The sequence below is a fragment of the Ruegeria sp. BF7 genome (assembly GCF_056538605.1).
The window spans coordinates 302035-315521 of the sequence record NZ_JBQFTM010000001.1 but is presented as its reverse complement, the minus strand read 5'-3'; the positions used below and the strand labels follow the sequence as shown (position 1 = coordinate 315521).

17 protein-coding genes are annotated in these 13487 nt (G+C 58.9%); 5 read left to right on the top strand and 12 right to left on the bottom strand.

Annotated elements, in window-relative coordinates:
- Nucleotides 1-81: 81 nt before the first annotated feature.
- Complete coding sequence (rsmA, locus tag ACR0IK_RS01585; protein WP_480640228.1) at nucleotides 82-924, top strand: 16S rRNA (adenine(1518)-N(6)/adenine(1519)-N(6))-dimethyltransferase RsmA; 843 nt, start codon at nucleotides 82-84, stop codon at nucleotides 922-924.
- Between the two features lie 56 nt (nucleotides 925-980).
- Here the strand turns inward: rsmA and ACR0IK_RS01580 are convergent, their stop codons facing one another.
- The 3 genes from ACR0IK_RS01580 to prfA all read right to left on the bottom strand — a co-directional run bounded on the left by ACR0IK_RS01580 (nucleotide 981) and on the right by prfA (nucleotide 3697).
- A complete protein-coding gene (locus tag ACR0IK_RS01580) occupies nucleotides 981-1559 on the bottom strand; it encodes a DUF4167 domain-containing protein (RefSeq protein ID WP_480589425.1) in 579 nt (192 codons plus the stop codon).
- A 243-nt stretch (nucleotides 1560-1802) separates the two neighbouring features.
- Nucleotides 1803-2645: a peptide chain release factor N(5)-glutamine methyltransferase gene (gene prmC, locus ACR0IK_RS01575; protein ID WP_480640227.1), complete on the bottom strand. Its 843-nt coding sequence runs from the start codon at nucleotides 2643-2645 to the stop codon at nucleotides 1803-1805.
- Nucleotides 2642-3697, bottom strand: a complete 1056-nt coding sequence (gene prfA / locus ACR0IK_RS01570) for a peptide chain release factor 1 (protein WP_480640226.1) — start codon at nucleotides 3695-3697, stop codon at nucleotides 2642-2644. The genes prmC and prfA overlap by 4 nt, the downstream gene beginning before the upstream one ends.
- Before the next feature lie 63 nt (nucleotides 3698-3760).
- On the opposite strand from prfA, the gene ACR0IK_RS01565 reads away from it, so the two are divergent.
- Complete coding sequence (locus tag ACR0IK_RS01565) at nucleotides 3761-4051, top strand: hypothetical protein (RefSeq protein WP_480640225.1); 291 nt, start codon at nucleotides 3761-3763, stop codon at nucleotides 4049-4051.
- A 3-nt stretch (nucleotides 4052-4054) separates the two neighbouring features.
- Here the strand turns inward: ACR0IK_RS01565 and ACR0IK_RS01560 are convergent, their stop codons facing one another.
- From ACR0IK_RS01560 to ACR0IK_RS01535, 6 genes are all read right to left on the bottom strand, one after another.
- A complete protein-coding gene (locus ACR0IK_RS01560) occupies nucleotides 4055-4402 on the bottom strand; it encodes a DUF6404 family protein (RefSeq protein ID WP_480640224.1) in 348 nt (115 codons plus the stop codon).
- A gap of 35 nt (nucleotides 4403-4437) precedes the next feature.
- The gene (locus ACR0IK_RS01555; protein WP_480640223.1) at nucleotides 4438-4842 is read right to left on the bottom strand and encodes a DUF1499 domain-containing protein; all 405 of its coding nucleotides are present in this window, start codon (nucleotides 4840-4842) and stop codon (nucleotides 4438-4440) included.
- 63 nt (nucleotides 4843-4905) lie between these two features.
- Nucleotides 4906-5853 carry an agmatinase gene (gene speB / locus ACR0IK_RS01550; RefSeq protein ID WP_480640222.1) on the bottom strand — a complete coding sequence of 316 codons (948 nt, stop codon included), beginning with the start codon at nucleotides 5851-5853 and terminating at the stop codon, nucleotides 4906-4908.
- Between the two features lie 32 nt (nucleotides 5854-5885).
- On the bottom strand, nucleotides 5886-6443 hold the full coding sequence (locus ACR0IK_RS01545) for a hypothetical protein (RefSeq protein WP_480640221.1): 558 nt from the start codon (nucleotides 6441-6443) through the stop codon (nucleotides 5886-5888).
- Nucleotides 6440-7402 carry an agmatinase gene (gene speB, locus ACR0IK_RS01540; protein ID WP_480640220.1) on the bottom strand — a complete coding sequence of 321 codons (963 nt, stop codon included), beginning with the start codon at nucleotides 7400-7402 and terminating at the stop codon, nucleotides 6440-6442. The genes ACR0IK_RS01545 and speB (ACR0IK_RS01540) overlap by 4 nt, the downstream gene beginning before the upstream one ends.
- Before the next feature lie 12 nt (nucleotides 7403-7414).
- A complete protein-coding gene (locus ACR0IK_RS01535) occupies nucleotides 7415-8578 on the bottom strand; it encodes a M20 aminoacylase family protein (RefSeq protein WP_480640219.1) in 1164 nt (387 codons plus the stop codon).
- Between the two features lie 66 nt (nucleotides 8579-8644).
- On the opposite strand from ACR0IK_RS01535, the gene mazG reads away from it, so the two are divergent.
- The 3 genes from mazG to ACR0IK_RS01520 all read left to right on the top strand — a co-directional run bounded on the left by mazG (nucleotide 8645) and on the right by ACR0IK_RS01520 (nucleotide 10953).
- Nucleotides 8645-9502 (top strand): nucleoside triphosphate pyrophosphohydrolase, encoded by an 858-nt coding sequence (gene mazG / locus ACR0IK_RS01530; RefSeq protein ID WP_480589442.1) that lies wholly within the window; start codon nucleotides 8645-8647, stop codon nucleotides 9500-9502.
- A 63-nt stretch (nucleotides 9503-9565) separates the two neighbouring features.
- A complete protein-coding gene (locus ACR0IK_RS01525; protein ID WP_480589444.1) occupies nucleotides 9566-10507 on the top strand; it encodes a nucleoside hydrolase in 942 nt (313 codons plus the stop codon).
- Complete coding sequence (locus tag ACR0IK_RS01520; RefSeq protein ID WP_480640218.1) at nucleotides 10504-10953, top strand: GNAT family N-acetyltransferase; 450 nt, start codon at nucleotides 10504-10506, stop codon at nucleotides 10951-10953. Before ACR0IK_RS01525 ends, ACR0IK_RS01520 begins: the two co-directional genes overlap by 4 nt.
- 49 nt (nucleotides 10954-11002) lie before the next feature.
- Here the strand turns inward: ACR0IK_RS01520 and ACR0IK_RS01515 are convergent, their stop codons facing one another.
- The 3 genes from ACR0IK_RS01515 to eno form a co-directional block, all read right to left on the bottom strand.
- A complete protein-coding gene (locus ACR0IK_RS01515; RefSeq protein ID WP_480589448.1) occupies nucleotides 11003-11170 on the bottom strand; it encodes a hypothetical protein in 168 nt (55 codons plus the stop codon).
- Nucleotides 11171-11347: 177 nt separating this feature from the next.
- The gene (locus ACR0IK_RS01510; protein WP_480640217.1) at nucleotides 11348-12025 is read right to left on the bottom strand and encodes a haloacid dehalogenase type II; all 678 of its coding nucleotides are present in this window, start codon (nucleotides 12023-12025) and stop codon (nucleotides 11348-11350) included.
- A 59-nt stretch (nucleotides 12026-12084) separates the two neighbouring features.
- Nucleotides 12085-13362, bottom strand: a complete 1278-nt coding sequence (eno, locus tag ACR0IK_RS01505; RefSeq protein WP_480640216.1) for a phosphopyruvate hydratase — start codon at nucleotides 13360-13362, stop codon at nucleotides 12085-12087.
- Nucleotides 13363-13487: the final 125 nt, after the last annotated feature.

Here is a 13487-nt window from a genome sequence, read left to right as displayed (position 1 = left end):
TTCACTTGGCTCCAAATATCCCCGCCAGAGTCAAAAAATCTCTGGCGCATTACCCGAAACCCGCGCCACGGTAACCGGATCATGAGCGCAATAGACAACCTCCCCCCTCTGCGCGAGGTCATCGCAGCACACCAGCTCTCAGCCCGCAAGTCGCTGGGCCAGAACTTCCTGCTGGACCTGAACCTGACCGCCAAGATCGCGCGTCAGGCCGGAGACCTGACGAGTTGCGACGTGCTGGAAATCGGCCCCGGTCCCGGAGGTTTGACCCGCGGGCTGCTATCCGAAGGCGCGCGCAAAGTCGTGGCGGTCGAAAAAGACACCCGCTGCATCGCCGCCTTGAACGACATCGCCGCCGCCAATCCCGGTCGGCTCGAGGTGATCAATGGTGACGCATTGGAAATCGACCCGCTGGCGCACCTGACCCCGCCGATACGAATAGCGGCCAATCTGCCCTATAACGTTGGCACTGAGTTGCTGGTCCGCTGGTTGACCCCACCCGAATGGCCGCCCTTCTGGCAGAGCCTCACCCTGATGTTCCAGCGCGAGGTCGCCGAGCGTATCGTCGCCCAGCCTGGCAGCAAGGCCTATGGCCGCCTCGCCATCCTCGCCCAATGGCGGGCCGAGGCGCGTATCGCCATGTCCCTGCCCCCCGGTGCCTTCACCCCGCCGCCAAAAGTGTCGAGCGCGGTGGTGCACCTGACTGCTCTGCCCGAGCCCCGCTATCCTGCCGACGCCGCGACCCTGTCACGCGTCGTCGCGGCAGCCTTCAACCAGCGCCGTAAGATGCTGCGCGCCTCATTGAAAGGCGTCGCCTCGGATATTGAAGATCGTCTTTTGGCGGCTGGTATCCAGCCCACGGAACGGGCCGAGCAAGTACCGCTTGAGGCATTCTGCGCGCTGGCCCGTGAAGTGAAAAAAGGCTGAGTACAAATGAAAAAGCCCCGGAAATCCCGGGGCTTCTGCAATTTCCGTACCAGCGCTTACTCGGCTGCTTCCGGCGCGTCCCCATCCGTCTTGGGCGCATCCTCGGCAGGCGGTGCTTTGGGTTTACGAGCCCGGGGCTTACGAGCAGGTTTTTCCTTCTTCTCCGGTGCCGGGGCCGACTCGGACCCTTTGTTTTCCGGCGTCTCGACCAAACCGCTTTCGGGTGCGGCCTCGGGCGCGCCGAAATCCATCACGTCGGGCTGCGGCGCATCGGCCGGGTCGGCCTGGCGGGCCGCTTCGCGTTCCTGGCGTTCGGCGCGTTCGCGGTCACGCTCGGCCTGCCGCTCGCGATTCTGGCGCTCCTGCTCCTCGCGACGCGCTTCCATCTCGCGCTGCGCTTCACTCAGAAGGCGCAGGTAATGCTCGGCGTGCTGCTGAAAATTTTCGGCAGCCACACGGTCATTCGACAGCTGTGCATCGCGCGCCAACTGATTGTATTTATCAATGATTTGCTGGGGCGTACCGCGCACCTTGCCTTCAGGACCCGAGCTGTCAAAAACCCGGTTAACAACGTTGCCGCCAGAAGGACGATTGCGGTTATTCTTGGCCCGCGAGCGGGATTTGGAAGATCTCATCTTACTTTACGTCAGCCTTGTCATTCGGTGCCGATGAAGTCGCGTCCTGCACTGCTCAATGGCTTTAGCCGTCACGCGATGTCGACTTTTTTGGGCTTGGCGTCAGGGGCCCGCTGAAACAGCGTCAACCTCTCCGACTATCTCTGAGTAAGCATGTCCAGCGCGCGCAGACAAGAGGTTTGTCCAAAAATTTGCAGCTTTTTTACATTAATCGGCGTTTTTCAGCCTCACCTCACGCCGTATTTACGGCAATCTGGCAAGAACTACACGATCACGGCCATCCAGATCGGGAATGATACGCGTTTCGGCCAATCCCGCCGCCTGAAACAAGGATGCGACGCTTTGACCCTGTGTCGGGCCAATTTCTACCAGAATCCGCCCACCCGACATCAGGAAATCCGGCGCTGCGGCCGCAATATGGCGGTATGCGCCAAGCCCGTCGCCCTCATCCGTCAGGGCCATCCGGGGCTCATGCTCACGCACTTCGGGCGACAGGTCGTCCATTTCGGAAAGCGAAATATACGGTGGATTTGAAACAATCAGGTCGAATTCGCCTTCAATGTTCTCAAACCAGTCCGAGCGCAATATCTCAACGCGTCCCTGCACCTGATGCTGTACCGCGTTGGCGCTGGCTTGCAAACAGGCGGATTCGCTCAAATCCGCACCGATCCCACTGGCGCTGGTGCGCTCGGCCAGCAACGTGATCAGGATGCAGCCGGAGCCAGTGCCCAGGTCCAGCACATGCTCGAACGGTTCGCTTAGCGCCGCCTCGATCAGGGTCTCGGTTTCGGGCCGCGGGTCCAGCACGTCACGGCTGACACGAAACTGGCGACCATAGAATTCACGCTCACCCAACAGATGCGACACCGGCACCCGAATGGCCCGCAGCGAGATCAACTGGTCATAGCGTTCGGCAATTTCGGGCGAGAGTTCCTCGGGCGCGATCAGCGTGACACGGCTGGCCTCGATCCGTGCGGCATGGGCCAGCAATACCCGTGCGTCCCGCGCCGGATCGGCCACCCCTGCGGCACGCAGGCGCGCGGTGGCGACGACCATTGCCTGCGCTGCTGTCAAAGCTGCGATCATTGCGCCATCTCCGCCAGCAAACGCGCCTGATCGTCGGCGGTCAGCGCGTCGATTACCTCGTCCAGATCGCCCTGCATGACCTGATCCAGCTTATACAGCGTCAGATTAATGCGGTGATCTGTCATACGGCCCTGCGGGAAGTTATAGGTTCTGATCCGTTCGGACCGGTCGCCCGAACCCACCTGACTGGCACGATCCGCAGAGCGTTCGCCGTCGATGCGTTGCCGCTCCAGATCATACAGGCGCGTTTTCAGCACCTGCATCGCGATCTCGCGGTTGCGATGCTGAGACTTCTCGGAACTGGTCACCACCAGACCGGTCGGTAGGTGCGTGATCCGCACAGCCGAATCTGTGGTGTTCACGTGCTGCCCGCCCGCGCCGGAACTACGCATGGTGTCGATGCGAATGTCATTGGCATCAATCTGGATGTCCACATCCTCGGCCTCGGGTAGAACCGCGACGGTGGCGGCCGATGTATGGATGCGCCCGCCGCTTTCGGTTTCCGGGACACGCTGCACCCGGTGTACTCCGGATTCGTATTTCAACCGGGCAAAGACATTGTCGCCCTTTATATGGGCCACCACTTCTTTGATCCCGCCCAAGTCCGACGCCTGTTCCTCGATAATCTCGAACTGCCATCCGCGTGCTTCGGCATAGCGCTGATACATGCGCAGCAAGTCGCCTGCGAACAGGGCTGCCTCGTCCCCGCCGGTGCCCGGACGGATTTCCAGCATCGCGGGCCGGGCATCGGCCTTATCCCGGGGCAGCAGCGCCAGTTGCAAGGCGTGTTCCGCCTGGGGGATGCGGGCCTGAAGGTCGGGGATTTCCTCCTCGGCCAGTTCTTTCATGTCGGGGTCGGCCAGCATCACCTCGGCCTCGGCCAGATTGGCGACCAGCTGCCGCCAGGCCATGATCTGATCAACTACCGGCTTGAGGTCCGAGTATTCCTTGGCCAAAGCCGCAATATCGCCGCCCGAGGCGCCGTCTGCCATGGCCGCTTCGAGGTACTGGAATCGCTGGGTTATCTGTTCAAGGCGTTCTTCGGGGATCATTCGCGCGGTGTCTATCAATCCGAAGCTTTGGTCAAGTGCCGTCCCTGTGCTAAGCTGACGCGTATGACACGTTTGGCGCTTGTATTCCTGCTGTGCGCGACCCCTGCCATGGCCGATGTTGTCGGCCCCAAAGGCAAGGTACAAGACTGTTATTGCACCGATAAATCGGGATCGCGCATCGAGTTGGGCGAGATGATCTGCCTGCAGGTCGATGGACGCATGTTCACCGCCCAGTGCCAGATGTCGCTGAATGTACCGATGTGGCGCGAGGTGCAGGAGGGGTGTTTGTCTTCAAATTTACAAACTGACAGGCCTACCCCGGACGCGCCCAATAATCTTGCTAGCGCCCTATAGGTGTCAAAAGTCTTCCCAGTTGCTTAAATTCTGCCGCTTGCGCTGCCGAAGGATCGTGATTTCGGACAATCCCGTAAGAAAATAACCGAATGCAGCGGACATCAGAACGAACATCGCCAGCAAGCACATTGGAACATCGGTCACCAAGAACATTGCCAACCCCCAAACGCCACCAAGGATCAGTGGATCATAGGCAAATCGAGATACTGTCGTTCGGTAATACTGAGGTCGTGGCTCGAACCCGATTTTCCTGAGAATACGGGTAATCGGCGGCGTCACACCCCTTTCCTGTAGTCCCGCATTCTCCAGCTCCGCAGTTGCGCGTTGACACTTTCTTTCATAGTCACTCATACTACCCATATGGGAATAAATTACGTGAATTCAACCTATTGAAGAACCGCCAGCCACCCATCGACCCGGGTTTTGTTCACGCCAAAATCCTTCCGGCCGAACCTCAGGCGGGCGTGGATTCGAAGTGTATCCTCGTCCTGCTGAACGGTTGTGTAATCGGGAAAACCGATCACCTTGGTTCGGGTGACATAGGTGATCATCCCCTCATCCACCGATCCGGCCAGCACCGTGGTGCGTGGCGTCGCCTTTGCAATGGCGTCCAGCCGGGCCAGGCCGTCCGGCCCGGTTTCTATCACCCGAAGGGCGCCGCCTTGCATGTCGAGATCGGCCCCGCCCACAGGTGCCACATGCCATATCCCGGGGTCGGATGGGGCCAAACGAATATAGGCACCCACAAGCACCACCGAACCGACGATCAGCCAAAACACCTTCTTCTTCATCCCGAATCCGTTCTTTTCGAAAGCATTATTCGCAACGGCGCGCCGGACAAGGTAGCGATCCCCCTACCGTTGCGTCACGCCGGGCAGGATGCACAGCATCTCGAACAGCAGGTTCGCGGCCGTCAGCGCCGTGTTGCCCGAGGGGTCATAGGGCGGAGAAACCTCAACCAGATCGCAGCCCACCACGTTCATTCCGGCCAGTGCATGGATCAGTTGCAGCGCCTGCGGTGTCGTCAGGCCTCCGATCTCGGGTGTGCCGGTGCCGGGTGCAAAGGACGGGTCCAGGCTGTCGATGTCATAGGAAATATAGGTTGGGTGGTCCCCGACCGTTTTGCGGATTTGTGAACCGATCTCAGTCAGGTTCTGCTGCCACAACTCCCACGCCGGGAACTGGCGGAAGCCCCAGCCCTTGGCCTCGGTAAAATCGCTGGCAGCATAGCCCGAGCCGCGAATGCCGATCTGGAAGGTCTTGTCGGGGACGATCAGCCCTTCTTCGTAGGCGCGACGAAACACTGTACCGTGGGTTTCCTTTTCGCCGAACATCTCGTCATTCACATCCGCATGGGCGTCAACATGCACCAACGCCACCGGGCCGTGTTTGGCCGCGATTGCCCGCAGGATCGGCAGGGTGATCGAGTGGTCCCCTCCCATCGCAACGGGTGTCACACCCTGCGCCAGAATGGCGTCATAGCTTTCCTTGATGATCTTAAGGCTATCGGCCAACGAAAACGTATTGATCGCCAGATCGCCGATATCCGCAATTTGCAGACTGTCGAACGGCGCCGCGGAGTTGGCCATGTTATAGGGCCGGATCATCGCACTTTCACTGCGAATTTGCTTTGGCCCGAACCGCGTACCCGACCGCCACGAGGTACCGATATCCATCGGAATGCCCAGAACGGCCACATCCAGCCCGGCCAACGTATCCGCCTGCGGCAAGCGCATGAATGTATTCGGCCCAGAAAACCGCGCCAGATCATTGCCGCTGATGGGTTGGTTAAAGTCAGTCATTTTCTTCCTCGACAAGCCCCAGAGTGTTTGCTTTACGAACCCTTTCGAAGTTCGCGCAAATTTTCCGAAACATCATCATTATTTGGATAAGAAAAGCTTAACGACATCTGTGCGTCTTCATCAAAATCCCACCGCGCATAAACCACTATGCGGCGTCTTTTGTCGTCTCGAGGGTGGCTCTGCCAAACCATAAATGCCGGCCATGCCTCGATTAAGCCTTCAGGGTCGCGGACCAGATGTGAAAACACTCTTTCGACAAAAACCGAGACCCGCTCATCCATCTCCTTCGCAGATCGCGCATCTAACGCGCGCAGCGTGTCCGTTAAACTACATTCTCGTCGCGAATAGCGTAGCAGCATCACGGATTGAGGATCGGCCCAAGTATAACCTTCTACCGACCTTAACGGAACAAGTGCCTCATCTGGCTCAAGAAATCGTCCTTCTGCGAACGGTAAGCAATACGTTTCAAACAGATCAAGCGCGGATTGAACACGGTCCACGGGTTGGTGAAAATATTCACGTCCGAAATAGCCTATGGGCAGGCCAATCGTAACTATGCAGCACCAGATCAGCGCCTTTTGGATTTTCATACCAGCTTGTTCCACCCCAAAAGGCAAATGATCTGGGTCGCCACATGAGCCCCGGCAATCGCCGTTGCGCCGGATGTATCATAGGGTGGAGAGACCTCGACTACGTCGCCGCCCTTGATGTTGATCCCGGCGATGTCGCGCAGGATGATCTGCGCCTGAATGGAACTCAGCCCGCCCCAGACTGGTGTGCCGGTGCCGGGAGCAAAAGCCGGGTCCAGGCCGTCGATGTCAAAGCTCAGGTAAACAGGGCTGTCGCCGAGGATGCCCTTGATCTTTTGCGCCACGGCGGCGGGGCCGGACTCGTAAACCTCGCGTGCGTCGATGATATTGACACCCAACGTATCCTCGTTGGTGGTGCGGATGCCAACCTGAACCGAGCGTTTGGGGTCGACGATCCCCGACTTAACCGCCTTGTAGAACATGGTTCCGTGATCCACGCGGGTCATGTCGTCATCGGCCCAGGTATCCGTATGCGCATCGAATTGCAGCAGAGACATGGGGCCGTATTTCTCGGCATAGGCTTTCAGGATCGGGAAGCTGATATAGTGATCCCCACCCAGTGAAACCGAGGCCACGTCGGCCTCCAGAATGGTTCGGATGTGATCGGTCAGAGTATCCGGAAAAGCCGGGATATTGGCGTAGTCATAGGCCACATCCCCATAGTCCACGATAGCCAACTCGCTGAGCGCATCAAATGGCCAGCCATAGGGCGCATCCGGTGATTGCAGCGCGCTGGCCTCTCGGATGGCCCGGGGCCCCAGCCGGGTGCCGGGGCGGTTGGTCACCGCCTGGTCGAACGGCACACCGGTCACGGCAATATCGACACCCTTCAGATCCTTGGTGTAAAGCCGCCGCAGAAACGAGGTAGCGCCGCCAAAGGTGTTCTCGAATGACAACCCTTTGAGGTCCGGGTTGGTGAACGCCTCATCCACCTGATTTTTTGCGTCTTCCAGTGCCATGTCTTTCCCCTATCAACCCAGCGGCTGCGCCTTTTCCACGATCCGTGCAAAGAACGAAGCTCCCACCGGCGCGATCTCGTCGTTGAAATTGTATTTCGGATGGTGCAGACCAGCTCCCTCGCCCTGCCCAAGGAACAGATAGGCGCCCGGTCTAGCTTGCAGCATGTACGAGAAATCCTCGGCCCCCATCTCGCGACCCGCATTGGCAGTCACGCGGTCAGCGCCTGAGATTTCGCGGGCCACGCCAGCGGCGAAACCTGCCTTTTCAACGTCGTTGATCGTGGCTGGGTAATTCACCTCATAGTCAAACCGGGCCTCAACCCCGTAAGAGGCCGCCTGCCCCTGCACGATCTGCTCCATCCGTTCCATTACCATTTTCTGAACGGCCGGATCAAAGGTACGCACGGTACCGTTGATGTAGGCCGTATCCGGAATCACGTTATTAACTGTACCGGTGTGGATTTGCGTGACCGAGACGACCAGATCATCCAAAGCATAGTGGTTTCGGCTGACAATGGTCTGGATCGCCTGCGCGATACCACAGGCGGCCATCACAGGATCGCGTGTCTCATGCGGCATAGCCCCGTGCCCACCAACCCCCTGAATATAAACGTGAAACGTGTCCACCGCTGCCATAATTGGACCCGGTGTCGTGTGAAAATCTCCCACAGGAATCCCCGGCGCATTGTGCAGCGCATAGATCTCAGAAATGTCGAACCGGTCCATGATCCCCTCTTCGACCATTACACCGGCACCGCCGCCATCTTCTTCGGCAGGTTGAAAAATCAACGCGACGCGGCCCGCAAAGTTCCGTGTCTCAGCCAGATAACGTGCGGCCCCCAGCAACATCGCGGTGTGCCCGTCGTGGCCGCAGGCGTGCATCTTGCCGGGCTTCTTCGAGGCATATTCGACACCGGTCTCCTCGGGGATCGGCAACGCATCCATATCGGCACGCAAGCCGATGGTCGGGCCTTCGGTCTGCCCGTTGATGATTGCCACAATACCGGTTTTGGCGATCCCATCGTGCATTTCATCCACGCCAAATTCACGCAAGCGCTCTGCGACAAAGGCTGCCGTCTCATGACATTCAAACTCTAGTTCGGGGATGGAATGCAGGTGCTGCCGCCACGCGGCCATATCGGCAGAGAAATCGGCAATTCGGTTGACGACGGGCATCTGGGGTGGACTCCTGATCCTGACTGCGGAATGGATGCATCTGACACCGGAAAGAAAGGGTTCGCAATGGCCGAAAATCCTCTGATCCATGACAGCGATGCGGGTATCGAGCGTTTGCTGGAAATCATGCGCCGCCTGCGCGACCCAGAAAACGGCTGCCCGTGGGACATCGAACAGGACTTCTCGACCATCGCGCCCTACACGATCGAAGAGGCTTATGAGGTCGCGGACGCTATCGAACGAAACGCCTATGACGAGTTGAAGGGAGAGTTGGGCGATCTGCTGTTCCAATCCGTCTTCCACGCGCAAATGGCTGAAGAAGCAGGGCATTTCAGCTTTCAGGACGTGGTACGCACGATGTCGGACAAGATGGTTGCCCGCCACCCGCATGTCTTCGGCGACGAATCCCGTGACAAATCCGCCGAACAGCAGACCGTGGATTGGGAAACCATCAAAGCCGCCGAGCGCGCAGGCAAAGAGCAGAAAGGCGCACTGGACGGGGTGGCCGCAAACCTGCCCGCCCTTTTGCGCGCCCACAAACTGCAGAAACGTGCGGCCCGCGTCGGATTCGACTGGCCCGATGCCAGCCATGTGCTGGCCAAGATCACCGAAGAGGCCGCCGAATTGGAAGAGGCGCGCAACAGTATGGACCAGGACGCGCTCGAGGACGAGTTCGGTGATCTTCTCTTTGTGATGGTCAATTTGGGTAGGCATCTGGGGATCGAGCCCGAGGCCGCCCTGCGCCGCACCAACGCCAAGTTCACGCGACGGTTCGAACAGGTCGAGACACGTTTGGCTGCACGGGGAAAAACCCCGTCTCAAAGCGATTTAGCCGAGATGGACGCGCTCTGGGACGAGGTGAAAACCGAAGAGCATCGCGCCAACGGCAAACTCCCGCCTGTGGACGCCACGACCGGGGCTTGAAACCGCTGGACAAGCGCGGTGACACTTGCGAGTGTCCGCGCTTCAATACCCCGGAGGCAGAGCATGGCAGCCCGCAAAATCATCATCGACACCGACCCCGGACAGGACGACGCCGTCGCCATTCTGTTGGCGCTGGCCAGCCCGGATGAGATTGATGTTCTGGGCATCACGGCTGTGGCCGGAAACGTGCCGCTGGAGCTGACCGCAAAGAACGCGCGGATCGTCTGTGAACTTGCCGGGCGCACGGATATCCCTGTTTACGCCGGGTGTGATCGCCCTTTGAATCGGCCTTTGGTGACAGCCGAGCATGTGCACGGCAAGACCGGGCTGGACGGCCCTGTGCTGCCCGACCCCGAGATGCCACTGACCGATGGGCACGCGGTCGACTTTATCATCGACACCCTGCGCGCGCATGAACCCGGGACGATAACGCTCTGTCCGCTTGGGCCGCTGACCAACATTGCCACCGCTTTCCAGAAAGCGCCCGACATCATCGATCGCGTTCAGGAAATCGTGTTGATGGGTGGGGCGTATTTTCAGGTCGGCAATATCACTCCCACCGCCGAGTTCAACATTTACGTTGATCCGGAAGCTGCTGAAATTGTGTTTAAATCTGGCGTTCATATCGTGGTGATGCCGTTGGATGTCACGCATGATGCCCTGGTCACCAAACACCGCAACGAAGCCTTCCGCGCACTGGACTCAAAAGTCGGCCATGCGGTTGCCGAGATGACAGATTTCTTCGAACGGTTCGATAAGGAAAAATACGGCTCTGAGGGCGCGCCGTTGCACGATCCCTGCGTGACTGCCTATCTGATCCGACCCGAGCTCTTCTCGGGTCGCCACATCAACGTTCAGATCGAAACGCAATCCGACCTCACACTTGGGATGACCGTCGCGGATTGGTGGCGTGTCACGGATCATCCGCCCAACGCCATGTTCATGGGCGAAATCGACGCCGACGGATTCTTTGACCTGCTAACAGAAAGGCTGGCCCGCCTATGAGCGCCGCACTGAAACTCGCCCGCCCCGAAGATCTGGATCGCCTGATGGGGCTGGTCGCGGCCTTTCACACCGAGGCCGGAATTGAGCAGGACGCCGACCATCGCCGCGAGGCATTGGCCCCTCTGCTTGAGGGTATCCCCCACGGCTGCATCTACCTGATCGGACCCGGCCGCGCACCGCTGGGCTATATCGTCCTGACTTTCGGTTGGTCGGTTGAATTCGGCGGCATGGACGGGTTTGTCGACGAGATATACATCCGCCCCGCTGTTCGCGGACGCGGGATCGCGAGCGAAGTTCTGCTGGACCTGCCCAAAGCCTTAGCCGGAGCTGGCCTGACCGCGCTGCATCTGGAAGTCGACCGTACCAACGAAGCCACTCAGAACCTGTATCTGCGCACCGGCTTCAGACCGCGTGAGCGTTACATGCTGATGACCAGAAAGCTCTGACGAACGTCCCCATCACGATCGCAAATATCCATGATTGGCTCAATAGCGCCTAGCGGGACTCGCCGCGGAAGATATATGTGGGCGTGTCCATTTTCTGAACCGGATCATTTGCAGACACCGGATCGCCGGTAATCGGGTAAGTATCCGGCCCTGCGCAAGCCGCCAAGAATACAGTGCCGATCACTGAGGCAACGAGAAGGAATTTCGAACCAGTCATGGTGTTCTCCTTTCTGTACTGCCGGCAGAATATGTCAGCTCAATTTGATACAAATAGGAAAAAGTTCACACATAACCCGATTTATGTCGGCAAAAAGTCCGTTTTCTGAAAAAGTAACCGCCTTTTTAGGACGTTACGCAATCAAGTTTTTCTAGTTTTTTTGGGCGCGAGCCGCTCTTAACCAAGCCTGTCGGCCAGATCTGCAAAATCTTTGGCGACAATATCCCAATTCCCTTCGGCCTGCAGGTCATGGGATTGGGAGGGCCCGTGCTCGGTCGGGCGGGCCACAAAAGCGGTTTTCAAACCGGCCTGCCGGGCCGCGTACAGGTCATCGTTATGCGCGGCGACCATCATGACCTGATCGGGGCTCAGACGCAGCGTTGCACAACTCGCCTGATACACTTGTGGTTTGGGTTTGTAATCCCGCGCAATCTCGGCCCCAAGAATACAGTCCCAAGGCAGTCCGCCATACTTCGCAAGTCGGGTCATCAACGCAATAGAGCCATTGGAACAGGGTGCGACGATCCGATTGCGTTTCAGCGCTAGCAGACCGGCGACCACATCGGGCCAAGGGTCCAGTCTTTCCCATGCTGCCGTCAGATCGGCGGGGTTCGGGACGGTAACACCAAATCGGGTTGCGACGAGTTCCAGGTTTTCGCGGTGCAGGTCGTCCAGGGGCACATAGCCCCTGCCCCCTTCACGGATGGCTGCCATGGAGGGATCGTATTCCGCCCGCCACGCATCGGCGAATTCCAGAGCGTCCAGTTCCGGCAAAACCGTAGCCACTTCGCGCGCTATGGAACTACGCCAGTCAACGCAGGTGCCAAATACGTCAAAGATCAACGCTTCTACCATGACCTGGTCCCCGTCCTGACAAGCCCTGCCCGGATTCAGGCAGGGCTGTGTTCGCCGGATTACCGCTTAAGGATCGAGGCTCCGGCATATTCAGCAACCTCGCCCAGCGATTCCTCGATGCGGATCAGTTGGTTGTATTTCGCCAAGCGGTCCGACCGCGCCAGCGAGCCGGTTTTGATCTGACCGCAATTGGTCGCCACCGCCAGATCGGCAATGGTGGCATCCTCGGTCTCGCCCGAGCGGTGCGACATCACGTTGGTATAACGGGCACGGTGGGCCATATCGACGGCGCGCAGGGTCTCGGTCAGCGAACCGATCTGGTTCACCTTGACCAGCATCGAATTCGCGCAGCCACGCTCGATCCCCTCTGCCAGACGCTCGGGGTTGGTCACGAACAGATCGTCGCCCACCAACTGCACCTTGTCGCCGATCATATCGGTCAAGGCCTTCCAGCCGTCCCAGTCATCCTCGGACATGCCGTCTTCGATCGAGATGATCGGATAGTCGTTGACCAGCGCCGCCAGGTATGCCGCATTCTCTTCCGAGCTCAGAGAGATCCCCTCGCCCGCCAGCACGTACTTGCCGTCCTTGAAGTATTCGGTCGCGGCGCAATCCAGCGCCAGATGGACTTCCTCACCCGGCTTGTAGCCTGCCTTTTCGATGGACTTCAGAATGAAATCCAACGCTTCGCGGGTGCTGGCAATGTTCGGGGCAAAACCGCCTTCGTCACCGACGCCGGTGGCCAGACCAGCGGCCGAGAGTTCCTTTTTCAGGGTGTGGAAGACTTCCGAACCCATGCGCACCGCCTCGCGGATATTCGCGGCCGAGGTCGGCATGATCATGAATTCCTGAATGTCGATCGGGTTGTCCGCATGCTCGCCGCCATTGATGATGTTCATCATCGGCACAGGCAGAACGCGGGCCGAGGTGCCGCCGACATAGCGATACAAAGGCTGCGTGGTGAAATCCGCCGCCGCCTTGGCGGTTGCCAGCGAGACACCCAAAATGGCGTTGGCACCCAGCCGGCCCTTGTTCTCGGTCCCGTCCAGTTCGATCATCGCCTCGTCGATAGCAACCTGTTCGGTCGCGTCGAAGCCCACCAGTTCTTCGGCGATCTCGCCGTTCACGGCGGCGACAGCTTCCAGCACTCCCTTGCCCATGTAACGGGCCTTGTCACCGTCACGCTTTTCCACCGCCTCATAGGCACCGGTTGACGCGCCCGAGGGCACAGCGGCGCGGCCCATGGTGCCGTCTTCCAGGATCACGTCCACTTCGACCGTCGGATTACCCCTGCTATCCAGAATTTCGCGTGCGTGAATGTCGATGATGGTGCTCATGAGGCCCGTCCCTGTGGCTGCAATAAGTTGCATGCCTCATACCATCACCGGGTAAAAAGTAAACCGGTCATGTTATCGCTAACAGGTATATAATCGGAGCTTTAGGGCTAACAGGTTCCTGTTTG